The organism is Bradyrhizobium sp. Ce-3, from assembly GCF_022835695.1.
In the GTDB taxonomy this organism is placed as follows: Bacteria; Pseudomonadota; Alphaproteobacteria; order Rhizobiales; family Xanthobacteraceae; genus Bradyrhizobium.
The window spans coordinates 1,005,537-1,030,162 of the sequence record NZ_BQUV01000001.1; the positions used below are offsets into that span (position 1 = coordinate 1,005,537).

Annotated in this window: 16 protein-coding genes; 8 read left to right on the plus strand and 8 right to left on the minus strand. The window is 64.4% G+C overall.

The window, feature by feature from the left end; translation table 11 throughout:
- Positions 1-93 precede the first annotated feature (93 nt).
- Complete coding sequence (locus BRSPCE3_RS04635; RefSeq protein ID WP_244064501.1) at positions 94-873, plus strand: enoyl-CoA hydratase; 780 nt, start codon at positions 94-96, stop codon at positions 871-873.
- Here the strand turns inward: BRSPCE3_RS04635 and BRSPCE3_RS04640 are convergent.
- Complete coding sequence (locus BRSPCE3_RS04640) at positions 870-2,732, minus strand: acetyl-CoA hydrolase/transferase C-terminal domain-containing protein (protein ID WP_244064502.1); 1,863 nt, start codon at positions 2,730-2,732, stop codon at positions 870-872. The two genes, BRSPCE3_RS04635 and BRSPCE3_RS04640, sit on opposite strands and share 4 nt — an antisense overlap.
- 241 nt (positions 2,733-2,973) lie before the next feature.
- On the opposite strand from BRSPCE3_RS04640, the gene BRSPCE3_RS04645 reads away from it, so the two are divergent.
- On the plus strand, positions 2,974-4,392 hold the full coding sequence (locus BRSPCE3_RS04645; protein ID WP_244064503.1) for a TolC family outer membrane protein: 1,419 nt from the start codon (positions 2,974-2,976) through the stop codon (positions 4,390-4,392).
- Positions 4,393-4,527: 135 nt separating this feature from the next.
- Complete coding sequence (locus tag BRSPCE3_RS04650) at positions 4,528-5,496, plus strand: amidohydrolase family protein (RefSeq protein WP_244064504.1); 969 nt, start codon at positions 4,528-4,530, stop codon at positions 5,494-5,496.
- Here the strand turns inward: BRSPCE3_RS04650 and BRSPCE3_RS04655 are convergent.
- From BRSPCE3_RS04655 to BRSPCE3_RS04665, 3 genes are all read right to left on the minus strand, one after another.
- Positions 5,489-8,623, minus strand: coding sequence for an efflux RND transporter permease subunit (locus BRSPCE3_RS04655; RefSeq protein WP_244064505.1), 3,135 nt, complete (start codon positions 8,621-8,623; stop codon positions 5,489-5,491). The genes BRSPCE3_RS04650 and BRSPCE3_RS04655 overlap by 8 nt on opposite strands.
- An 85-nt stretch (positions 8,624-8,708) precedes the next feature.
- Positions 8,709-9,956, minus strand: coding sequence for an efflux RND transporter periplasmic adaptor subunit (locus BRSPCE3_RS04660; RefSeq protein ID WP_244064506.1), 1,248 nt, complete (start codon positions 9,954-9,956; stop codon positions 8,709-8,711).
- A gap of 151 nt (positions 9,957-10,107) precedes the next feature.
- Positions 10,108-11,499 (minus strand): CoA transferase, encoded by a 1,392-nt coding sequence (locus tag BRSPCE3_RS04665; protein WP_244064508.1) that lies wholly within the window; start codon positions 11,497-11,499, stop codon positions 10,108-10,110.
- Between the two features lie 173 nt (positions 11,500-11,672).
- Here BRSPCE3_RS04665 and BRSPCE3_RS04670 point away from each other — a divergent pair, with 173 nt between their 5' ends.
- The 4 genes from BRSPCE3_RS04670 to BRSPCE3_RS04685 all read left to right on the plus strand — a co-directional run bounded on the left by BRSPCE3_RS04670 (position 11,673) and on the right by BRSPCE3_RS04685 (position 16,468).
- The gene (locus tag BRSPCE3_RS04670) at positions 11,673-11,960 is read left to right on the plus strand and encodes a hypothetical protein (protein WP_244064509.1); all 288 of its coding nucleotides are present in this window, start codon (positions 11,673-11,675) and stop codon (positions 11,958-11,960) included.
- A gap of 1,189 nt (positions 11,961-13,149) precedes the next feature.
- Positions 13,150-15,375: a CHAT domain-containing protein gene (locus BRSPCE3_RS04675; protein ID WP_244064510.1), complete on the plus strand. Its 2,226-nt coding sequence runs from the start codon at positions 13,150-13,152 to the stop codon at positions 15,373-15,375.
- A gap of 17 nt (positions 15,376-15,392) precedes the next feature.
- Complete coding sequence (locus tag BRSPCE3_RS04680; RefSeq protein ID WP_244064511.1) at positions 15,393-15,887, plus strand: hypothetical protein; 495 nt, start codon at positions 15,393-15,395, stop codon at positions 15,885-15,887.
- Positions 15,888-16,018: 131 nt separating this feature from the next.
- Positions 16,019-16,468 carry a hypothetical protein gene (locus BRSPCE3_RS04685; RefSeq protein ID WP_244064512.1) on the plus strand — a complete coding sequence of 150 codons (450 nt, stop codon included), beginning with the start codon at positions 16,019-16,021 and terminating at the stop codon, positions 16,466-16,468.
- 58 nt (positions 16,469-16,526) lie between these two features.
- On the opposite strand, the gene BRSPCE3_RS04690 is transcribed toward BRSPCE3_RS04685, so the two are convergent.
- Together BRSPCE3_RS04690 and BRSPCE3_RS04695 are read right to left on the minus strand one after the other, a co-directional pair.
- Entirely contained in the window at positions 16,527-17,336 is an 810-nt protein-coding gene (locus tag BRSPCE3_RS04690; protein ID WP_244064513.1) for a heme-binding protein, read from the minus strand.
- 258 nt (positions 17,337-17,594) lie between these two features.
- A complete protein-coding gene (locus BRSPCE3_RS04695; protein ID WP_244064514.1) occupies positions 17,595-18,131 on the minus strand; it encodes a heme-binding protein in 537 nt (178 codons plus the stop codon).
- A gap of 218 nt (positions 18,132-18,349) precedes the next feature.
- Here BRSPCE3_RS04695 and BRSPCE3_RS04700 point away from each other — a divergent pair, with 218 nt between their 5' ends.
- Positions 18,350-19,120 (plus strand): SDR family NAD(P)-dependent oxidoreductase, encoded by a 771-nt coding sequence (locus BRSPCE3_RS04700; protein WP_244064515.1) that lies wholly within the window; start codon positions 18,350-18,352, stop codon positions 19,118-19,120.
- 192 nt (positions 19,121-19,312) lie between these two features.
- Here the strand turns inward: BRSPCE3_RS04700 and BRSPCE3_RS04705 are convergent, their stop codons facing one another.
- Together BRSPCE3_RS04705 and BRSPCE3_RS04710 are read right to left on the minus strand one after the other, a co-directional pair.
- Complete coding sequence (locus tag BRSPCE3_RS04705) at positions 19,313-22,909, minus strand: error-prone DNA polymerase (protein ID WP_244064516.1); 3,597 nt, start codon at positions 22,907-22,909, stop codon at positions 19,313-19,315.
- On the minus strand, positions 22,906-24,375 hold the full coding sequence (locus BRSPCE3_RS04710; RefSeq protein WP_244064518.1) for a DNA polymerase Y family protein: 1,470 nt from the start codon (positions 24,373-24,375) through the stop codon (positions 22,906-22,908). The genes BRSPCE3_RS04705 and BRSPCE3_RS04710 overlap by 4 nt, the downstream gene beginning before the upstream one ends.
- Positions 24,376-24,626: the final 251 nt, after the last annotated feature.

Here is a 24,626-nt window from a genome sequence, read left to right on the forward strand (position 1 = left end):
CCCGTGCCGCGGCCCAAAGCCTCGCTTCAGCCACTTGAAGCGCATCCCGCCAGCGGGCACATTGCCCGGCAAATCAGGCACGGGGTTTGCGTCATGGCTACGTTCGAATTCATCATCGTCGAAAGCAAGGGACCGGTCGGCATCATCACGCTGAACCGGCCGAAAATGCTGAATGCGCTGTCGTTCGGCGTGTTCCGCGAGATCGCCGCGGCGGTCGACGATCTCGAGGCCGATGACAAGATCGGCTGCATCCTGATCACCGGCAGCGAGAAGGCGTTTGCCGCCGGCGCCGACATCAAGGAGATGCAGCCCAAGGGGTTCATCGACATGTTCAACAGCGACTTCACCGCGATCGGCGGCGACCGCGTCGCGCGCTGCCGCAAGCCGACCATCGCGGCGGTCGCGGGTTATGCGCTCGGCGGCGGCTGCGAGCTCGCGATGATGTGCGACATCATCATCGCCGCGGACACCGCCAAGTTCGGCCAGCCGGAAATCACGCTTGGCACCATTCCCGGCATCGGCGGCACCCAGCGCCTCACCCGCGCGATCGGCAAGTCGAAGGCGATGGACCTCTGCCTCACCGGACGGATGATGGATGTGGCAGAGGCCGAGCGCTCCGGCCTCGTGTCGCGGATCGTTCCGGCCGACAAGCTGCTGGAAGAGGCGCTCGCCGCAGCTGAGAAGATCGCCTCGATGTCACGTCCCGCCGCCTCGATGGCCAAGGAAGCCGTCAACCGCGCCTTCGAAACGCCGCTCGCGGAAGGCATGAATGTCGAGCGCAATCTGTTCCACTCGACCTTCGCGCTCGAGGATCGCTCCGAGGGCATGGCCGCCTTCATCGAGAAGCGCAAGCCGGTCAACAAGAACCGCTAATTCACGCGGCTTCGTTGCAATGCCGCGGTCACGAGCGCGCGATAGGCGCGCTCGGCGAAGTGTGCCGGCTTGTCGAGGCCGAGCCGTGCCAGGCATTCGCGGTCGGCGGCATCGGGCGGATGCCGCATCCCCTGCCACAGCAGGCCGGCGAGTTGCAGCGGCGTGCGCTGCGCCTGCTGCAGGATCTGCAGGGCCGGAATCAGCCGCTGCTCGACGTCGGTGAAGTCGCTGCCGAACGGGAATGACGGCAACAGACCGGCCTCGCGTGCAGGCTTCAAGGCATCGCGGATACGCTCGGGAAAGTTCTCGCGATGAGCGGCCGGGATCTCATGGCTGCGCGGCAGCTTGCCGGCATCCTTGGCCTGCCGCATCAACTCGCCCTGGAAGCGCGAGTCCGACACCTGCAGCATCGCGGCGATCACGTCGGCATCGGATTTCCCCCTGGTGTCGGCGACGCCATATTCGGTGACGAAGATATCGCGCAGATGCCGCGGAATGGTCTCGTGACCGTAGGACCAGCGGATGTTCGATTGCGCCTGTTTGCCGGACTGCCGGGTCGCCTCCAGCGCCAGCACCGAGCGTGCGCCGTCGAGCGCGAAGGCCTGCGCCACGAAATTGTACTGGCCGCCGACGCCGCTCACGACCTGGCCGTTCTCGAGCCCGTCGGAGATCGCAGCACCGAGCAATGTCGCCATCATCGCGTTGTTCACGAAGCGCGCATCGACGCGGGCGCGGCGCTTGCCCGCCTCGTCGCCGAAGATCTCGTTGGTGAATGACACCGGCATCATCTGGATGCGCGCCAGCTGCTCGCCCGCCATCTCGCGCAGCGCCCGATAGAAGGATTGCGGCCCGAGGAAGAACGCGCCGTGCAGGATCACGCCGCCAACGTCGCGCTTGAGGATGCCTGCATCGATCAAGCCGAGGAACGCCTCGAACAGCATCTCGCTGACGCCGTAGAGACCCTTCTCGAACGGCCCGGTCTCGGTCGCCGCGAGTTGTGCGGTCCCGGGCGCAAGACGCTGCATGATGCCGTGGAATTGCGCATTGTCGCGGTGACGCACCACGAGCCCCTGCGCCAGCGCATCGCCGACCTGTCCGATCCCGATCTGCAGTGTGCCGCCGTCCCGCACCAGTCGCGCCGCATGCAATCCGATGGCATATTTGGTGTCGCTGATCGGCTCCGACGGCGGCGCGAACAGCGGGAAATCGGTATCGGGGCTGTCGAGCACCGCGTCGAATTCATCCGCCGGCAGATCGCCGGGTCCGGGCATGAACGGCAGCTCGGAATTGACCTGGCCGATCAGCTTGAACGACGCCCGCCCCTGCGCACGGGCGCGCAGCACGTCGAGCGTCGTGTCGGTGTTGCAGCTCAGGCTGTAGCGCGGCACGCCGTCGACCACGCGCTTGGCGACGAGCTGGGGGACCACGTTCAATCCGCGCGCCAGCAAATAGGACGCTGCATGGGTGTAGTTGGCGGAAATGTAGTGCTGCTGGGCGAACGGCTGATGCAGCCACTGCCCGGCGAGGAAGAAGAACTCGATCACCTTGATGTTGGAGGGAAGCGCGCCGCGATGCAGCGCATCCGCATAGGCAAGATCCGGGTAGCCGCCGAACAGCCGATCGATCACCGGAGCGATGAAGCGCTGTTCGAGCAGGCTGTTCGGCTTCGGCTTTTCCAGCGTCAGCGCCGAGAACAGCGTCAGATTGATGGAGCGGTCGGCGACCGCGCGCGCATACAGCGCGTTGACGATATGGTTGGCCTTGCCGAGGCCGAGCGGCAGCCCGACCACCAGCTCGGTTCCGACGTCACGAATGATGTGCTCCGCGACCGCCTCGGGATCGGAGAAAAACTTAGGCATCTGCAATGAACCCGGGCAGCCAGTGGAAAACCGGCGTCGCGGAATCGGGGGCCGGCGATTCTAACCTATACTTCATATGACAGTTGCGTTCGCCTGTGACGAACCGGCAACAGACAAGAACTGAAATCATGTGCAGATGTCGCCGGGCGGTTTGCCTGTGGCGGTGCCGCCCCGTAAACAGGTAGATGTGTCGATGGCGTCGGCGGAGGCAGACTGCCGGGGTTTTGGTGTGCGGGATCACATGGTTGAGCGTGCCGCAAGGGTTGGCGACGTAGCGAGGCGCGTGCTTTTGTCGGGCATCGGCCTTGGCGCCTTGGCATGCGCGCTGCTGAGCTGTCCGGCCGCCCGCGCCGAGAGCCTGCCCGAAGCCCTGGTCAAGGCGTACCAGACCAATCCGCAGCTCAATGCCGAACGGGCGCGCCAGCGCGCGACCGACGAGAACGTGCCGCAAGCGCTGGCCGGCTACCGCCCCCAGATCATCGCCGGCCTCTCGCTCGGCTTGCAGGCGGTGCGCGACCAGCTGCCCGGCAACGTCATCCAGACCGCGACGCTGAAGCCGTGGCAGATCGGGGTCACCGTGACCCAGACCCTGTTCAACGGCTTCAAGACCGCCAACAGCGTCCGCGTCGCCGAGCTGCAGGTGCAGTCCGGCCGCGAGGCGCTGCGCAATGTCGGCCAGGGTGTGCTGCTCGACGCCGTCACCGCCTATACCAACGTGCTGGCCAACCAGACCCTGGTCGAGGCGCAGCGCTCCAACGTCGCCTTCCTGAAGGAGACCCAGGCGATCACGCAGCGCCGTCTCAATGCCGGCGACGTGACGCCGACCGATACGGCCCAGGCCGAGGCGCGCCTCAACCGCGGCCTCGCCGATCTCAACGCCGCCGAGGTCAACTATGCGGTCAGCCAGGCCACCTATGCGCAGGTGGTCGGCAACCCGCCGTCGCAATTGCGGCCGGCTGACACCATCGACCGGCTGCTGCCGCGCAGCCGCGAAGATGCCATCGCGCTCTCGCTGCGCGAGCATCCTGCCGTGACCGCGGCAGGCTTCGACGTCGACGTCGCCTCGACCTCGATCCGCGTCGCCGAGAGCAGCCTGATGCCGAATGTCACCCTGCAAGGCAGCGTCAGCCGCAGCCGCGACAGCGACCAGACGCTCGGCACCTTCGGGACCGACCAGGCCTCGGTGATCGGCCAGGTCACGCAGCCGATCTACGACGGCGGCACCGCGGCCTCGCAGACCCGGCAGGCCAAGGAAGTCACGGCGCAGAGCCGGCTCGTGCTCGACCAGGTCCGCAATCAGGCCAAGACCGCCGTGGTCAGCGCCTGGGTCGCCAATGAGGGCGCCAAGGTCGCGGTGTCGGCCTCCGAGTCCGAGGTGAAGGCCGCGGAGGTTGCGCTCGCCGGCGTGCAGAAGGAAGCCGCCGGCGGCCAGCGCACCACGGTCGACGTGCTCAACGCGCAGCAGGATCTGATCACGGCGCGGGCCCGGCTGATCGGCGCGCAGCGCGACCGCGTGATCGCCTCCTACACGCTGCTCAGCGCGACCGGGCGTCTCGATGTCAAGACGCTCAATCTGAAGACGCCGGACTACCTGCCCGAGGTGCACTACCATCAGGTCCGCGACGCCTGGCACGGCCTGCGCACGCCATCGGGACAATAGGCTTCGTGGAACCGTTCGCGGCGAACGGCCTCTTTCCGCCCGCTCTCTCCGCCGATAACCTCCGCCCCGCCGGCCATCAACAATGCCGGTGCGCGGAGTGCGCGCATAACAGCCGAGCACGCAGGGAGACGTCCAATGCTGACGCGACGCAGTATGATGCTGGCTTCCATCGCAGCGGGAGTGACCATGACCAGCAGCAACGCATTTTCCAAGGCAGCGCAACCATCGACCGCGGTGAACTTCGACGTGCCTGCCGGTGCGTGCGACTGCCACACCCACATCCATGGCGACCCCGACAAGTTCCCGTTCTTCGCCGGCCGCGTCTACACGCCGGAGCCGGCCTCGCCGGAGGAGATGAGCGCGCTGCACAAGGCGTTGCATGTCGAGCGCGTGGTGATCGTGACGCCGAGCGTCTACGGCCCCGACAATTCGTCGACCCTGTTCGGCATGACGGCGCGCGGGCCGACCGCGCGCGGCGTCGCCGTGATCGACGACAAGACCAGCGAGAGCGATCTCGACGCCATGCAGAAGGCCGGCTTCCGCGGCATCCGCCTCAACCTCGCGACCGGCGGCGTCAACGATCCCAATGTCGGCCGGCAGCGCTTCTCGGCCGCGATCGAGCGGATGAAGGCGCGCGGCTGGCATGTGCAGCTGTTCACCAGCCTCGCCATGATCTCCGCGATCAAGGACCTGGTCGCCGCAGCTCCGGTGCCGGTCGTGTTCGACCATTTCGGCGGCGCCGAGGCTGCGCTCGGCACCGGCCAGCCGGGGTTCGACGACCTGCTCGCGCTGGTCAAGTCGGGCAAGGCCTATGTCAAGATTTCCGGCGCCTACCGCGCCTCCAAGCTCGCGCCCGACTATGCCGACGCCACGCCGCTGGCCCAGGCGCTGATCGCGGCCAATGCCGAGCGCATCGTCTGGGGCACCGACTGGCCGCACCCGGATTCGGTGACACCGGCGGGCAAGAAGGTCACCGAGGTGACGCCGCTGTACCAGATCGACGACGGCCGCCTCCTCAACCAGCTCCCGGTCTGGGCGCCGGACGCCGCGGTGCGCAAGACCATCCTGGTCGACAACCCGGCGCGGCTCTACGGCTTCACCTGACGCTGTCTTTCGGCCGGCGCGAGAAGTAGGAGATCAGCACCGGCAGCGTGACCAGGATCACCAGCGGCGCCAGCATCATGCCGGTGACGACGACGATGGCGAGCGGCTTCTGCACCTGCGAGCCGATGCCCTCCGATATCGCCGCCGGCAGCAGGCCGACGCCGGCCACCACGCAGGTCATCAGCACCGGTCGAAGCTGCAACTCGCCGGTGCGGATCACCGCGCGCATCCGGTCATAGCCTTCGTCGATCAGCTGGTTGAACTGCGACAGGATGATGATGCCGTCCATCACGGCGATGCCGAACAGCGCGATGAAGCCGATCGCCGCCGACACGCTGAACGGAATGCCCGAGATCAAGAGCCCGAGCACGCCGCCGAAGATCGCCATCGGGATCACGCTCATCGCCAGCATGGTGTCGACCATCGAGCCGAAATTGAAGAACAACAGCACCGCGATCAGCACCAGGCTGATCGGCACCACGATCGACAGCCGCTTGATGGCGTCCTGCAGATTGCCGAACTCCCCCACCCATTCGAGATGCGAGCCGGGCGGCAATTGGACCTGATCGTTGACCTTCTGCTGCGCCTCCAGGATCGCGCTGCCGAGGTCGCGGTCGCGCACCGAGAACTTGATCGGCAGATAGCGCTCCTGCTGCTCGCGATAGATGTAGGCCGCACCGGAGATCAGCTTGATCGAGGCCACTTCGGAGAGCGGGATCTGCGTGACCCCGCCATTGGGATTGGTGGCCCCGATCCGCAGATTCTGGATCGCTTCCGCGCTCTTGCGATATTCCGGCGCCAGGCGGACGATGATCGGGAAGTGCCGGTCGCTGCCGGGTTCATAGAGATCGCCCGCGGTGTCGCCGCCGACCGCGACCTTGATCGTGGCGTTGATGTCGCCGGGCGACAGGCCGTAGCGCGCCGCCCGCGCCCGGTCGACGTCGATCTGGACGGTCGGCTGGCCGAGCGAGGTGAACACCGCGAGGTCGGTCACGCCCTGCACCGTGGCCAGCACCGACTTGATCTTGTTGGCGGTGTCGGTCAGCGCCTGCAGATCGTTGCCGTAGAGCTTGATCGAGTTCTCGCCCTTCACGCCGGACACCGCCTCCGACACGTTGTCCTGCAGGTATTGCGAGAAGTTGAATTCGACGCCGGGGAATTTCTCCTGCAACTGCGCCAGCAATTGCGCGGTGAGCTCGTCCTTGTCATGTGTGCCCGGCCATTCGCTGGCCGGCTTCAGCGGCGCGAAGAATTCGGCATTGAAGAAGCCGGCGGCGTCGGTGCCGTCATCAGGACGGCCGTGCTGCGACACCACCGCCACCACCTCGGGTCGAGCGCGGATCACCCTGCGCATCTCGTTGACGTAGGCGTTGCCTTCCTGCAGCGAGATCGTCGGCGGCAGCGTAGCGCGGATCCACAGGTTGCCCTCTTCCAGCTTGGGCAGGAATTCGAGGCCGAGGAAGCGCACGAAGATGATGGTCATGACCACGAGGCCGGCCGCACCGGCCATCACGACCTTGCGGTTGCCGATCGCCCAGTTCAGCACCGGCAGGTAGATCGCGTCGAGCTTCTTGACGATCCAGGTTTCGGTCTCGTGGATATGCGCCGGCAGGATGATCGCGCTCAACGCGGGCGTGATCGTGAACGTCGCCAGCAGGCCGCCCGCCAGCGCATAGGCATAGGTTCGCGCCATCGGCCCGAAGATGTTGCCCTCGACGCCACCCAGCGTGAACAGCGGCAGGAACGCGGCGACGATGATGGTCGCGGCGAAGAAGATCGAGCGCGAGACGTCGGCTGCCGCCGACAGGATCGCATGGCTCTTCATCCCCATCACCGTATCCTCGGAGATGTGGCTCCGCTCGTCTTCCGACAGCGCCGTGGTCTGCGACAGCCGGCGGAAGATCGCCTCCACCATGATCACGGTGGCGTCGACGATCAGGCCGAAATCGATCGCGCCGACCGACAGCAGATTGGCGGATTCGCCGCGCAGCACCAGGATGATCACGGCGAAGAACAGCGCGAACGGAATCGTCGCGCCGACGATCAGCGCGCTGCGGAGGTCGCCGAGGAATATCCACTGCAGCAGCACGATCAAGAGGATGCCGACCACCATGTTGTGCAGCACGGTGTGGGTGGTGAGCTCGATCAGGTCCTTGCGGTCGTAGATGCGCTCGATCTTGACGCCCGGCGGCAGGATCGAGGAATTGTTGATCTGGTTGACCAGTTGCTCGACGCGGGCAATCGTCGGCGAGCTCTGCTCGCCGCGGCGCATCAGCACGATGCCCTGCACGATGTCGTCGTCGTTGTCGATGCCGGCGATACCGAGCCGCGGCTTCTCGCCGATCGTGACGGTGCCGACGTCCCTGACCAGCACCGGATTGCCGCCGGACTGCGAGATCATGGTGTTGGCGAGATCGTCGATCGAGCGGATCAGGCCGACGCCGCGCACCACGGCCGATTGCGAGCCGATGTTGACGGTGTTGCCGCCGACATTGATGTTGGCGTTGGACACCGCCTGCAGCACCTGCGGCAGCGTCAGGCCGTTGGCGACCAGCTTGTTGAAGTCGACCTGGATCTCGTAAGTCTTGGTCTTGCCGCCCCAGCCGGTGACGTCGATCACGCCGGGCACCGCGCGGAAGCGGCGTTGCAGCACCCAGTCCTGCAGCGTCTTGAGGTCGAGCACGCTGTAGTTCGGCGGGCCCTTCAGCCGGTAGCGGAAGATCTCGCCGATCGGGCTGGTCGGCGAGATGCCGGGCTGCACGTTGCCGGGCAGCGGCGCGAGCTGCGACAGGCGATTGAGCACCTGCTGCAGCGCCTCGTCATAGGTGTAGTCGAAGGAGAACTGCAGCTTGACGTCGGAGAGGCCGTACAGCGAGATGGTGCGGATGGTCTTGAGGTTCTTGATGCCGGCGACCTGGGTCTCGATCGGGATCGTGATGTAGCGCTCGATCTCCTCGGCCGACAGGCCCGGGCTCTGGGTCACGATGTCGACCATCGGCGGGGTCGGATCGGGATAGGCCTCGATGTTGAGCTGCCTGAACGCAAGCAGGCCGCCGATGATGACGGCGACGAACATGGCCACCATCAAGTAGCGGCGATTGACGGCAAGGGCGACGAGGCGATCCATTCAGATCGGCACTTTCAACGGTGAGGATTTTTCTTGAGCATGGTCGATCCGGAACGCCGGTTTCCCTTCTTCCGGATCATGCGTCTTAGGTGCCGGACGCGGCGCGGTCGATGAAGAGACTTCCCTTCGTCACGATCTGCTCGCCAGGCTTGAGGTTGCCGGCGACCTCGACGAGATCGCCATTGATGAGGCCGGGCTTGATCTGGCGCAGCTCGATCGTCTTGTCGTCGGGCCGCGCGACCCAGAGGCGAACCTGATCGCCCTCGTAGATCAGCGCCTGCTTCGGCACGCCGACCGCCGGATGATCGCCCTTCGAATACAGCGTCACGTTGGCGAACATCTCCGGCTTCAGCCGCATGTCGGCGTTGTCGATGGTGGCGCGGACCAGGAGCCGGCGCGACGTCGCGTCGATTGCGGCGGCGACATAGTTGACCCGGGCGTTCAGCACCTTGCCCGGCAGCGCCATCACGCTGAAGCTGAGCTCCTGTCCGACCGCGACACTGTCCGAATCGGATTCCCGCACGAAGGCGATCAGCCAGACCGTCGAGAGATCGCCGATCACATAGACCGGGTCGCTGGCACCGGTCGAGACATACTGGCCGGGACCGGCCTTGCGCTGGACCACCGTGCCGGCGAGCGGCGCATACACCGTCGTCTCCGGATTGAGGCGGCCCTTCTGCTGCAAGGTCGTGATGGCGTCGTCGCCGAAGCCGAGGATGTGCAGCTTGTTCTGCGCCGCTTCCAGCAGCGTCTGCGCCGAGCGCGCATCGTTCTGCGCCTGCACCAGCGCGGCCTGCGCAGTCTGATAATCCTTCAGCGGGATCGCCTTGCCTTCGGACAGGTCCTTGGCACGCTTCTCCTGGATCTGCGCCAGGTCGAGCGCCGACTGCGCCTTGTTGAGGCCGGTCATCGCGGCGACGTAGTCGTTCTGCGCCTGCACGGTGTCGGCCGCCTCGATCACGAACAGTGGCTGGCCCTTCACCACGGCATCGCCCGGCCGCACCAGCAGGCGGGTGACGCGCCCGGTATAGGGCGAGTAAACCGGCGTGGAGCGGTCTTCATCGATTCCGATCTTGCCCTCGGTCACCAGCTCGGAGCGGAAGGTGTGCTCGGCGACGGCCTGCAAGGTCAGGCTGGCCCACTCGGCCGGCGATGGGGTGTAGCGCGTGCCGCCCTTGCGCGACTGGCTCGAGACTTCCGAAGATGTCTGGTTTTCGGAGCCGAAACGCGTGTAGCCGTAGGCGCCGGCGCAGGCGACCGCCAGCAGCGCCGCGGCCACGACCAGGCGCGGGCGGCTAAAGCTCTGCATTCTCTTGGTAAACTCTCTCAGCATGCGGTCCGCAGGGTCGATCGTTGCAGCTTCCGGCGGGACAGCCCCAGCGGTGCGCTAATAGTGCCGAATTGGCATTTCAAACAACATAAAAATCGCACTTCGGCGGTGCGTGTCGTTAAAGTTCGGATAGCCTGAATGGCAGCTGAATGTCTCATCCGGGAAACTCCGGGGGATCGCTGCCAAGGGGCATGGCCGGGCGGGACCAATGGGCCGGGGTCCGTGACAGGACAGCCGCATGCCGGACCGAGCTCAGCATGCCAAAGCCGGACGGCAACTGCTCGATGAAGGGCTGCACGGCGTCCGCCTTGAGATCCTCGGTGGCAAGGCCGCCTCCGATACGGCCGAGATTCCACAGCCAGCGCCCGGTCTGCGCCAGCGATACCCGGACGTGCCAGCTGCCGCCCTCGCGCGCCTGACGGGCCTTGGCCATCATGGCGCCGAACGCCATGAAATATCCGGTGGCATGGTCGAGCATCTGGGCCGGCAATTCCTTCGGCCCGTCGGTGCCGGCCGCCTGCCCCTCGGCATGGTTGAAGCCGGTCGTGGTCTGCACCAGCGAGTCGAAGCCGCGACGCCCCGCCCACGGTCCGGCATGGCCATAGGCCGAGAGCGTCACATAGACGATCCCGGGATTGATGCGCGCCGCGTCCTCCGGCGAGAAACCGAGCTGTGCGATCGCCTGCGGACGATAGCCCTGCGAGAGGATATCGGCCTGCGCCACCAGCCCCCGCATCACGCGCCGTCCCTGCTCGCTCCGCAGTTCCACGAAGCTCGTCAGCTTGCCGCGGCCGGTGTCGATGGTGAGCCAGGGGATCGCCGGCAGGTCGGGACCGGAGATCAGCAGCACGTCGGCGCCATGCGCCGCCAGCGTGCGGCCGGCGACGGGACCGGCGATCACGCGCGACAAATCGAGCACGCGGATGCCGGCCAGCGGCCGGTCCCCGGCGGGCCACGGCTTTGGCGCCGCCTCGCCGATCTTCTCGATCGAGATCAGCGGCAGCTTTGCCAGTGCTTCGGCATGCGGCGTCGCCGACCACTCGTCATGCGAGCGCATCAAGGCGACGACGCCGCCGGCGGCATAGGCCGCGGTCTCGAACGCCTCGCCGTCCCATTGCAGCAGCGCGGCCTGGACCTCGTCCCGCTCGGCGTTGCAGCCGAGCACCTTGCAGACCGCATCGCGATGATGCGGGAAATTGGTGTGGAGGCGGACGAAGCGGTTGTCGCGGACGCGATAGACGCCGGCGATCTTGTCCCAGGCCGGCGGCGGCGGCTTGTCGTCGACCCGCAAATAACGTTCGCTGCGGCATTCGGCGACGGCATGGCGGATGTCGACCGCGACGCCCTGCGCTTCGCCGCTGCGGGCTTTCCAGATCTCGGCCGCGGCAAGGCCGGCTGCCGCGATCGGCACCTGCGCAGCCGCCGCGACCCGAAACGACGACGGCAATTGCGGCTCGCTGCCGGTCAGCGTGACCGCGTCGAGCGCGGCCGGTGCGCCACCGGCGCCGGTCCAGACATCGGAGAGGATTTCACGGATGCCCTGCATGCGCATTCCCGTTTGCGATTATTCTATGCCCGAGCATGATGACAAGAAGGCGGTGCCCGATCTCATGCGTCATGTCTGGCTCCGCCCATCTCTGGTTTGGGCATGATCTTCTCGGAAGACCGCTTCACAGTTTTCCGGTTCATGCCTTCTGCCCGACCCACACAGGAGTTGCAATGGCTGCCATCGATCCCATCACGGCCGGTGCCGTCTTCGTCGCAACCGCGGCCACCGACGCGGTCTATGTCATGTTCACCTCGGCGGTCGTGTCACGCAAGCGCGTGCCGGCGGCGACCTGGAGCAGCATCTGGTATCTGCTCTCATCCTACGCGGTGATCAGTTACACCGAAAACTGGGTGTATGTCGCCTTCGCCGCAGCGGGCTCCTGGGTCGGCGCTTATGCATCGATCACCTTCCTGCATCGGCCGCCGGGCGGACCGCCGGTGGGTGCCGCGGTGGAATAGTGTGCAGCTGCTGAAGAATTCATCCACCTGCGAATGCAAGCCCGCGTTCAACCGCCGTCCCTGCGAAAGCAGGAACCCATAACCACGGATGGTCATCGTTACACGACGCTGTGGCCCCAGCGTCTCGAGACAATGAACATTTGTGGTTATGGTCCGGGTCGCGCTTCGCTTGCCCGGGACGACACCGAATTTGAAGCGCTTGTCAGCTTCGTGTCAGCATTCACGTGTAAGCCACGTGTCAGCATTCTCGCGGCGTGATCCGTCCGAGGTTTGCTTCGTTTTGCCGCCCTCCTTTGAACAGAGGGCGCAGGGAAAGCCGGGTGCCGATCGCACCCATGGGCCCCGTGCAAAAGGTAGAAAGCACGGGGGTAGGACCACAGGTGTAACCGGAGCAATCCGGCTTTCCCTGCGCGATGGGCTACGGCTTACTTCGTGCTCTCCCCGGCGAGACTGGGCTTGCTTGTCACCGTCTTCGCAACGCGCGACCTGCGCAATCGGAAAAGACACCTGCCACCAGGGCGTCAGGACCACACGACTTCACCGTCCGCGTCATGCGCACTCGTCAGTTGCGCAATTCGCGTCCACCGCATCCCGACCCGCGTTCGTGACGACCGCGAAGCGCCCCTCGATCGGGTGAGATGGACGCATTGAACATCTGAGTTGGGTCGGATGTCAAGATAAATTACGAAAATCCGAATAACATTGCGCCCGGATCAACGGCTCGCGCCATGAGATCGAGTGGCCGATTGTCTTCGCCGGCCCGAGCCGCCGACGCGCTGCAAGGCTTGCAGCCGCAGAGATTTGCCCAGTCAGATTGAAAAGACTGATGGACCGCCGCCGACGCGCTCCATCAGCACGCATCGCTAAAAATGGACATTCTTTACAAGCCAACGATAAAGCCAAAGCGCCAAACTTATCAAAAAGTGAATGGCTTCACACAACCTCAGCTGGCCGTGTGGCATTCTGCGCAAGAAGCCGCCAGCACCTCCGCGAACGTGCATCAGAAGCGCACTCCTGCAGATCGAAGCAATCTCGACGAGCCGCACTGACCGCCGCCGACCGTTCTTACTGCTGAGACCAGGACGTATTGCTGCCGTTCTGAATCAAGTCGATCGAAACCGAATCCAGCCGCGTAATCCGATCCTCTCTTACTCTGTCTCGCCGTCGTTCCTGCTTGTTGGTGACGTAGATGACACTGATCCCCACCATCGAGAGATTGAGATTCCTCCTGAGATCCGATGCCGTCGAAGCGCGGGACGAATTGTTGGCCACCCTGACCAGCAGTCGTTTTTTCGACCAGATCAGAGTCACGGCAAAATCAACAAATCCCAGCCGAGTGATCGCGGCGATCCAGACGACAATCTACGAATATTGCGCCGGTCGTTCTCCCGAGTACGGAGCCGCACTTGCGGCAGCAACGCACGAATACGCACTCGAGCTATGGGAAACTGGAAACCGCGAACTGGTCTTGTCGACATTGTCGGGCCTCGCGGACAGTCATTGCACGGCTCTGGAGTTGCTGGGTCGGTCGGATGAAGTCCTCCGTGCCACGGCACGATACATCGACCTCTACACGCAACTGAACGATCGCGACAATCTGCCAAGCCTCAAAGTCAGGCGAGCAAATGCTCTTCTCAATCTGAAACGGGTCGATGAGGCGGAACTCATTCTCCGGGACGCATCATTGAACGAGCACATGGGAGCTCGCCGTCTAAGGGAGCAGATCGCAGCGATCAAGGTTGACGTGGTGACCGTGAGGGGCACCAGCAATAATGTGCCGCAGGTAGGCGATCCCAAAGGCTTGGTTGAAACTATCGATAAAGTGTTACCGCGAATTGCGTCCGCCGAGCTGAGTTCGGACATTGTGGTTCGGCATCGCATTCAAAAGGCATCCACCATCTTCATTGGACGCCCATCGAAGGAAGAAATCAGAAAGTCGCTCGAAATTCTGACCTCTTGCCTCTCGTGGGCAAGAGAGAACAAGCAGGCGGGGCTTGAAAACGAAGCGCTGTGGGGGCTTTACCTTTGCCATAGCCGCCTCGATCACATATCGGAAGCTGCCGATGTGCTGATCAACTTGCGCATGAATTTGGAGAGCATGCGGGACGGCATCAAAGATCCACGCAAGCGCGGCGGCGTTTTTGCTGCCCATCCGCATCTGTTCGGCGCCACGTGCGAATACCTTGAACGTGCCAATCGGCCGGCCGACCTTCTCGTAGCAATCGAAGCTTCAAAGGGACGTGCGATTGCGGATCGGCTAACACAGAAAGCCGGCACAGTGGTGAGCGACGCCACCACTTACAGCTGCGTGACATCGCTGCCGAAACTCACATCTCGTGATAACTTCCACTACCTCACTTATTTTGTCGACGACACGCGCGTGTACGCAATCTTGGTTACGAGGCAAGGCAACATCTGCATGCCCAAACCTATCGAGATATCCAGCGAGGCATTGCGAGACACGCAGGAAATCGTGGACCCCAGGCGCTGGAACAAGCCGCAGGTCAACGGTGGCATCTCCGCGAACCTTCAAGCCATGTTTTCTCCGCTTGTGGCGTGGCTGGGCGAGCTTCTCGAGACATCCGTGCTGCGCAAAGGCGACCATATCTGCTATTCACCGGATGACCAGCTTCACAACATTCCTCTGCATTATCTTCGGTTCCAGCAGAGAATGCTCATTGACACTTTTTCGTTGTCACGGGTGCATTCCGCCTTCCATCTCGATCTGGTGCTGAGCAAACCGAAGGCTCCGCCGCCAGACACCTACGTTGCGATTGCCGTTCCCTTGGATGATGAGCAACAAGACGCTCAGTTTATGGAAAGCATCGAAGCGCCGCTTCGATGGCTCAATTTGAACTGCCGGAAAGGGAACGCGCTGCAAGGCACCCAAGCAACTCCGCAGAGCGTCAATCGAGAGTCCCTGCAACATCGGCTGGTTCACTTCTCGACTCACGGCTACTTTCCGCAGGATGGCGCGAACCCCTTTGCGAACTCTGGTCTCTACCTTTCAGATGAGGCCGGCCTGCCAGGTCGTCTGCGGGCGGAAGCAGGACCTTACGACGGCAAACTCACGCCGGAATCGATCGTCGCTACGGGCGTAGACCTTTCAGGCAGCCACGTCTCGGTTATGGCCTGCGTCAGCGGCCTTGCAAAGAAAGGTATTGCGGGTGACGCGCTTGGCCTTGATTGGGCGTTCATACAAGCGGGCGCTTCCAGTCTCATATCCACCCATTGGAATGTGAGTGCGGCTGCGGCGGCCGCATATTTTACGATGTTTTATGACAAGTGGATTCGGCAGAAGCAGCCGCGCGCTGTTGCCCACCGGGCGGCCATGCTCGAACTGTTGGGCGATGACCGTGCGGCGAATTCTCTCAACAAATGGACCGCCTTCAGCCTGACGGGCGATTTCAGGTAGACGCGAGGAGCAGGATCATGGATGGAAACAACCCAAAGGCAATCGTCGACGGCTTGAAACCGGTCGAAGTCGTGAGAGTTGCCGAAGCTCTTTTCGAGCTGGTCTATTCTCGCATTCCCCACGATGCGATCCGAGCCAACGCCGACGCGGTCTCGGAAGTGCAGCCGTTGATCAAGCTTGCCGCCGGATCGTCAGAACGACGGATTTCCGCCGAGGATGACGCCGTCATCAGGCCGCTGTTGCTCGCATACGCCGCAGATCCCAAGCTTGAACCCTTCCTGCTGGAAGCATGGGAGGAAGTTCGCAACGCTGACACCCTCAGTATCAATCCCATCGTTACGCTGGGCTTGATCATCAATCTAACCCTGGTGGTCGCAACGACGACGCTGTCGATCAAGAAGGACGTGAACGGTCAGATAGCATGGGAAGCCGGCAAGGGTGCGGCCAGCCCCGAGCTGGTCGTGAAAGTCATCGATCCCCTGCTCACCAAGTTCGGCAAGATTGCGAACTAGCCTGAAGGCTCGAAGACACCTTGGCCGCATGGCAGCGCCTTGCGCTTCGGGTTGTCACCATACGTACCGGGAGAATTGTTCGGCTAGCCGGTTCTTTGCAGCAACCTATCCACGCACAACGAGGACATTCCATGACCAAGCTTCCTCCTAATGTTACGGGTTTGCCTCCTTCTACTGGCCAATACATTCTCGACAAGTGGACGCAGATCAACCAGCCGACATTCCCCACGCCACCATTCGTGCCTCCCTTTGGAACGGCCACGCCGGCACCAGCTGCAGGAACGCCGGCGCCGGCTCCAGCAACACCGAACACTGATCTGCTCGAGGGGGTCTGGAGGACATCAAACGGCACATGGCGTTTCATCAAGGACGCACAAGGCTATCGTTTCGAGGAGACGTCGGCGATCGGAACCTCCGGTCAAGGACGCGCCACGCTTCAAAATGATCAAGTCCACGTGGACTTCGACAGCAGCTTTCTTGGACGCGTCAGCCTGGATCTGACACTCTCCGGAAATTCCATGAGCGGAAACTATCCGATGCTTGGAATAGTCGTACCCATTTATCTGCAAAAGATCGGCTGACAGCATCGGAGGCAGCTTCCGCCGGGCGGAAGCCCGGCAGACGCATCACGGCGTGACTTCACTTCAGCCCGGTCTGGCCGGCGAGCGAGATCACATTGTCCTGCGAGCCGCTGACGCCGATGGCGCCGACGATCTTGCCGTCGACGATCAGGAGATCGCCGCCGCGCGAGGCCATCGCAGCTGGCTCTGGATCGTTGCCATGACCGGCTGCCGAGCGGCGTGACCGCCGTTTCCGGACCACCCACAAGGCAAATCTGATCAACCAGTTCGGGACATTCAGGTGGCGCATGGTTTCAATCTGGCCCTGTTCCTCACGCTGCTCGAACCTGGAGTCGGACAGATACTCCCGATCGCTGGCGCACCACTCGATTGAGCGGGCAACCTGCTCGCGAAGAGGCTCGGCGTCCGGCAATGCTGCGAGGAAGTTCAGTTCGCGCCGCAGGCAGACCGCCTCGATGCGATATCGATCCTTCTCGTGGTAAAGGATGCCGCGGCCCTCGAGCCTCGCATGGGTCGCTTCATGGACGATGGTGGACGCGATCCGGGCTGTCGTCATCGTCTCATCGAGCACATAGCGCTCATCGAGCACGCAGGCATTCAGCGGCTGATCGTAATGCGCCTGCGCGCTCGGTATCAGATGCACCCAGACCCGGTCGAGCCTGCTGATGACGCGGGAATAATGCAGCGCGTTGTGCCACTTGATCAGGGCGAGCGCCTCCAGCACGCGATGCAGGGCAGGATGCGGCTTGCTTTCGCTGGTTCCGACCCACAGACCGTCGATGGTCCGGTTTCTGGAGAAGCGCATGAACAGCCGATCGATGAGAGGCGGCTTCGGCATCGGCGGTTTTGCGACTGCCGATCCGCGCATATCGTGTTGCCTGCCCAAATGCTGCGGCAAATGCCCTCTGCGTCGCCGGCGTGGTCCGCTGATGACGATAGCGTGCCGCTCCTTTCGGCCGGTTTAGGAGGTTGGTTCAAATCCTATGGAATTGGCAAGGCGCCTGCCGTGCGATAGTCCGGCAGGCGCCACAGGGTGAAATACCCGAAGACATGATCTACCAACTTGTTGCCGCGTGAAGATGGCGGGTTACGCGTCGCTAACCCGCCCTGCGATTCCGAAGCTTCCTCACTTCAGCCCGGCCTGGCCGGCGAGCGAGATCACATTGTCCTGCGAGCCGGTGCCGCCGCTGACGCCGATGGCGCCGACGATCTTGCCGTCGACGATCAGGAGATTGCCGCCGCGCGAGGCGATCACGTCGTCGAGCGTCGTGAGGTAGTTGAAGTAAGCGCCCTTGCCGATCAGGTTCTCGAAGGTCAGCGTGGGCCGGCGATAGCGCGTCGTGGTGCGCGCCTTGTGCTGGGAGACGCCGATCGAGGCGTATTGGCAGTTGTCCTGCTTCTCGAAATAGACGAGCTCGCCGGCCGGATTGACGATCGCGATGCAGAATGCATTCCAGTTGCGCTTCTGGGTCTCGGCGACCGCCGCAGCAGCGACCTTCTTGGCGGTCTCGAGGTTGATCGGCTCGCCATAGGGCGGCGGCGCGAGGGCATCGGGGACGACGTCGTTGGGATTGTCGGGATTGGAAGGCACCTGGGCAAAGGCACCGGTGGCCGTGACGAGCGCGACGCAGGCCGCGCCGATGAGCGCAGTGAGATAACGCATGGAATGCTCCCGAATGGTTGTCGTTGCAGGCCCCGGATCGATCGCCCGGGCGGCGGGACGATAGCAACTGGTCCATGGCGCACAAGGCGGGATCGGATTGGGTGCACCGCGATATTCGCGTGGCTATAGTGAAAATCGCGTGACGCGATGGAATAATCAAGGTCGCGCAACGTTGCGACGGAGGCTACAGTCCGCGCGCATCAGCAGAGGACACGCGAATGGATCTGGGTTTGAAGGGGCGAAGCGCCGTCGTGCTCGGCGGCACGCGCGGCATCGGGCGGGCGATCGCGGCGACGCTGGCCGGCGAAGGCGCAGGCGTGGCGGTCTGCGCCCGCAATGCCGAGCAAGTTGCAGCCAGCGTCACCGAGCTGAAGGCCGCCGGGGTGCGCGTCACCGGCAAGGCTGTCGATATCACCGACGGCGATGCTCTGAAATCGTGGATTGGCGATGTCGCGGCGGAGCTGGGCAGCATCGACATGCTGTTCTCCAATGCCGGCGCGATGGCCCAGGGCGGCGATCCGGCATCATGGGAGCAGAATTTCCGGCTCGACGTGCTCGGCGCGGTAAACGCCTTCGAGGCGGCGCGGCCGTTCCTCGAGGCGAGCGGCGAGAAAACCGGCGACGCCGCCTTCGTCATCATCTCGTCGATCTCGGCGGCGCAGGCGGATCGCGCCGGCTCCTACGGCCCGATCAAGGCGGCGCTGGTGCACATGGCGAAGGGACTGGCGCGGCAATACGCGGCGAAGAAGGTCCGCGTCAACGTGGTGTCGCCGGGCACGGTGTATTTCAAGGGCGGCGTCTGGAACATGGTCGAGCAGAACGCGCCCAAGATGTACCAGGACGCACTGGCCCGCAATCCGACCGGCCGTATGGCGACCCCGCAGGAGATCGCGAGCGCCGCGGTGTTTCTGGCGAGCCCGATCTCCTCGTTCACGACAGGCTCGAACCTTGTCGTCGACGGCGCGATCTCGAACCGGGTGAATTTTTAGAGAAGCGAAACGTTCACAGCTCATTTGATGTCGTCCTGGCGAAAGCCAGGACCCATTACCCCAGCTGCCAAATGCGGCATGACGCCAGGGCCACAATCCCTGCAACAACAAAGCTCGGTGGTTATGGGTCCTGGCTTTCGCCAGGACGACGTTGGGGATATGGCGGTTTTATTCAATCGGCTTGAAAGCCTTTTAATGAAAATCCCGTGACGGCGGCAGGATGCGGACGTTGCGGGGGTGGCGGATTTTTTGCGGCGAGTTGTCGCCGTGGTCGCGCCGGTCGTCGTTGAGCGGCTCGATCAATGCCGGGCCCGTCGGCACCGGATGCTTGCGGGACAGGGATTCATTGGCGAGGCCGATCAGATCGTGCGAGCGGTCGGTCATGCGCTGCGCCACCAGATGCGTCACCCCTTCGGGGCTGCTCTGGATATAGCCCTCGACCAGGATCAGCCGCGCGCCCATCACCTCCTTGCGGTACTGCTCCATCACCTTCGGCCACACCACGATGTTGGCGATGCCAGTCTCGTCCTCCAGCGTCATGAACACGACGCCCTTGGCGCTGCCCGGCCGCTGCCGCACCAGCACCACACCGGCGCACCGGACGCGGCGGCGGTCGTTGCTCTGGTTGATGGTGTGGCAGGCGACGACGCGCTCTTTGGTGAACATCTCGCGCAAAAATTCCATCGGATGGCCCTTCAGCGACAGGCGGATGGTCTGATAGTCGGCGACCACCTGCTCGGGCCGCGGCATCTCCGGCAGCGGCTTGGCGCCTTCATCCGGCTGCTCGCGCGCGGTGGCAGCCAGAAACAGCGGCAGCGGCACGTCGTCGGGCAGCCGCCGCACCGCCCACAGCGCCGCGCGGCGGTCGAGCCCGAGCGAGCGGAACGCATCGGCGTCGGCAAGCAGGATCAGCGCGCGCTTGGGCAGCGCGGTGTCGCGGGCGAAGTCTTCCAGCGAGGTGAAGGGTTTTCGGTTGCGCGCGGCGACGATGCGGTCGGCCCAGTCGAGCTCATCTCCGTCCAAGGCCACGCGGGAGGTGGGCGGGTTCCCTCCCCCCTTGCGGGGGAGGGTTAGGGAGAGGGGTAAGCCGCACGGGCGGTGGTCGTGGCTTACCCCTCTCTCCAACTGTCCCCCGCAAGGGGGGAGAGAGCCCATCCATTCGTGCCTCCCTGACTCACCTGCACGACGCAGCGTCTGCTGGAGAGATTTCAACCGCTCCTCATCCTCATCCAGCCAGTGAAACCCGTCGATCTGGCGGAAGCCGAGCCGCACCGCGCAGTGATCGCCGACCTTCTCCTCCAGCGTGTTCTGTGCGAAGCTGAAGGAGACATCGACCTCGCGCACCGTGACGCCGTTGTTGCGGGCGTCGCCGACGATCTGCGCCGGGGCATAAAAGCCCATCGGCTGCGAGTTGAGCAGGCCGCAGCAGAACGCGTCGGGATGATGGTGCTTCAGCCATGAGGAGATGTAGACGAGCTGGGCGAAGCTCGCGGCATGGCTTTCCGGGAAGCCGTAGGAGCCAAAGCCCTTGATCTGGTCGAAGCAGCTGCGGGCGAAGTCCGGATCATAGCCGCGCGCCACCATGTTGCCGACCAGCTTCTCCTCGTAGCTGCCGATGGTGCCGAGATTGCGGAAGGTCGCCATCGAGCGGCGCAGGCCGTTGGCCTCCTCCGAGGTGAAATGCGCCGCCTCGATCGCGATCCGCATCGCCTGCTCCTGGAACAGCGGGACGCCGAGCGTCTTGTGCAGGACATTGTAGAGCTCGTCCTTGTCGCCCTGGTCCGGCGCCGGCGATGGATAACTGACCTTTTCCTGGCCGTTCCGCCGGCGCAGATAAGGATGCACCATGTCGCCCTGGATCGGGCCGGGACGCACGATCGCGACCTCGATGACGAGATCGTAGAAGGTGCGCGGCTTCAAGCGCGGCAGCATGTTCATCTGCGCCCGGCTCTCGACCTGGAACACACCGAGCGACTCGCCCCGGCACAGCATGTCGTAGACTTCCTTTTCGTCCTGCGGGACCGAGGCGAGTTCCCAGCGCTTGCCCTTGTGGTCATCGATCAGGTCAAAACATTTGCGGATGCAGGTCAGCATGCCCAGCGCCAGCACGTCGACCTTCATCATGTGAAGCGCGTCGACGTCGTCCTTGTCCCATTCGATGAAGGTGCGGTCGTCCATCGCGGCGTTGCCGATCGGCACGTAGCTGTCGAGCCGGTCCTGGGTCAGCACATAGCCGCCGACATGCTGCGAGAGATGGCGCGGAAACTCGATCAGCTCGGTGGCGAGCTCGACCGCGAGGTTGATCATCGCATTTTTTGGATCGAGCCCGGCCTGCCGCACCTGCATGTCGTTGAGGCCCTTGCCCCAGCTGCCCCACACGGTGTCGGCCAGCGCCGCGGTGACGTCCTCGGTCAGCCCGAGCGCCTTGCCGACATCGCGGATCGCGCTGCGCGGGCGATAATGGATCACGGTGGCGATGATCGCGGCGCGGTGGCGGCCGTAGCGGCGGTAGACATATTGCATCACCTCCTCGCGCCGCGAGTGCTCGAAATCGACGTCGATGTCGGGCGGCTCCAGCCGCTCCTTGGAGATGAAGCGCTCGAACAGCAGGTCGACCTTGGTCGGGTCGACCGAGGTGACGCCGAGCACGTAGCACACCGCCGAATTCGCCGCCGAGCCCCGCCCCTGGCACAGGATGTTCTGGCTGCGCGCATAGCGCACGATGTCGTGCACGGTGAGGAAATAATGCGCGTATTTCAGCTCGGCGATCAGCGCGAGCTCCTTGTTCAGGGTGGCGCGCAGCTTGTCGTCGATCTCGCCGCCGAAATATTTGTCGACGCCGGCCCAGGTCAAATCCTCCAGATGCTGCTGCGCGGTCTTGCCCGGCGGCACCGGCTCGTCGGGATACTGGTATTTGAGCTGGTCGAGCGAGAAGGAGATGCGCGTAGCGAAGCGCATGGTCTCCGCGATCGCGTCCGGCAGGTCACGAAATAACCGCACCATCTCGTGCGCCGGCTTGAGGTGCCGTTCGGCATTGGCCTCGAGCCTGCGGCCGACCGCCTCGATCGTGGTCTTTTCGCGGATGCAGGTCAGCACGTCCTGCAGCGGGCGGCGTGCGGGATGGTGATAGAGCACCTCGTTGGTGGCGAGCAGCGGCACACCGGCGTCAATGGCGAGACCATGCAGCCGCGCGAGGCGGCGCCTGTCGTCGCCGCGATAGAGCAGGCTGGCGGCAAGCCAGACGCCGTCGGTGGCGCTGGCCTTCAGCCTTGCAAGCAGATCGAGCGTGCCTGCCTCCTCGAAACGATGCGGCAGCGCCAGCACCAGGAGCTGGCCTTCGGCGAAGTCGAGGAGATCGGCGAGCTTCAGATGGCACTCGCCCTTCTCGATCCGCACGAATCCTTGTTGTGACGCGTTTTCTTCACGCGAACCGGCGTCCACTCCGCTGGAAAACGCTCTGTCGTCGCCACGCTTGCCGCGGGTGAGCAGCTGGCACAGCCGGCCATAGGCGGCGCGATCGCGCGGATAGACCAGGATGTCGGGCGTGCCGTCGCTGAAGACGATGCGGGTGCCGATCAGAAGCTTGGGCGGATGGGCGACCTTCTCGCTGTCGAGCTCCTTCCAGGCGCGCACCACGCCGGCCAGCGTGTTGTGATCGGCAAGCCCGATCACGGGAATCCCGAGTTCGCTCGCCTGATGCACATAGGCGCGCGGATCGGAGCCGCCGCGCAGGAAGGAGAAATTGCTGGTGATGCCGATCTCGGCATAATCCGTTACGGGTGGTTTCATGCGAACAGCCCGTGCACATACCAGTTGGCCGGGACCGGCCTGCCCTCTTCGTCGCGCAGCTCGCTCTCGTAGAGGCCGTCGCGGAAGATCCAGAAGCGCTGGCCCTCGGCGTCCTCGACGCGGAAGTAATCGCGCGTCAGCGCCGCGCCATCCTGCTTCCACCATTCCATCGCGATCCGCTCGGGGCCCTCGACCCGCACCACCGCGTGCAAGGCGCGCCGCCAGGTGAACTGGTGCGGCGGGCCGTCGGGCACACTCGCGAACGGCACCTTGATCGGCTCGGGCCGCTCGAACAGCCGCAAGGGTCGCAGCGGCGGCTCGCCGGCGACGCGCTCCGGCCAGGCGGCCGCGCTCGCCGCGGCCAGATGATGCTGCGCCGGCAGCGCCAGCGCCGATCGTTCGGGGACGTGGCTCTCCAGCGGCAGGTGCACGACGACGCGCTTTCCCCCGATGCGGGCAGCGATGCGGTCGATCAGCGCCGAGACCTCGTCATTGTCGTGCACCGACGCGTCGAGGTCGCGCTGCTGCTGCACCACGATCTCGGTACGGCCGGCGGCGAGACGAATGAGATCGAAGCCGAAGCCGGGATCGAGCGGGTCGCTCAGCGCATCGAGCCGCTCGCGGAACAGGCGGTCGATCATCTCGGGCCGCGTCACCGGCCGCCCGGTCTCGACCATGATCGCCGCGACCTTGCCGTCGGTGCGGAAGAAGCTCGCTTCCAATTGCCGGGCGCCCTTGCCCTGCTTGTCCATCGCCGCGACCAGCATTTTGGCGAGGCTCGAGAGCGTCAGCGCGATCACGGTGTCGGTCGCGACCGGTTCGGGGAAACGCTTCTCGACGATGTAATCCGGCAGCGGCTTGCGCGGGCTGATCGGGGCATCGCCCCGCCCGAGCGCATGGCCGAGCAAAGTAGTGAAAGCCGCGCCGAACCGCGCCGAGATTTCATGCGGCGCGCGCGCGGCGACATCGCCGATGGTCTTCAACCCGGCACGGCGCAGACCGGTGGTGACGGCAGGATCGGCGCCGAGCGCCGACACCGGCAGCGGGCCGACCGCCCGCGCCTCCGCGCCATCGGCGATGACCTGCCCCGAGGCATAACGCGTCAGCGTGCGCGCCGCGATCGAGGTGCCGGCAATCGCGGCACTGACGGCAAAGCCGCGGCGGCTCAGCGCATGGGTGACGATCTGCAGCAGCGCGCGCTCGCCGCCGAACAGATGCGCGCAGCCGGTGATGTCGAGGAACAGGCCGTCAGGCGCGTCGAGCGCGACCAGCGGCGTGAAGCGGTCGCACCAGTCGGCGATGTCGTTCAGCGTCTTCAGATCGGCGGCGGGATCGGCGTCGTAGACGGTGAGTTCCGGACAGATCGCCCGCGCATTGGCGAGCGGCAGCCCGATCGACAGCCCCGCGCGCACCGCGGCCTCGTCGATGGCATGCAGCAGGATCGCGTTGTGGTCCTTTGCCACCACGACGCTGGGGAGAACATTGCTTGCCGCATTCGTAAGGGACGCATGAGCGGACGGGTTCCCTCCCCCCTTGCGGGGGAGAGTTGGAGAGAGGGGTAAGCCGCTCGGGCGGTGCTCGTGGCCACCCCTCTCTCCAACTCTCCCCCGCAAGGGGGGAGAGAGCCCAGCCAATGTACTCACCTCACCTGAAGGTTCACCCAGTTCGCTTGCGACCAGCTCAGCTTGCGAGGCGATGTCCTGCGCGAGCTTGCGCT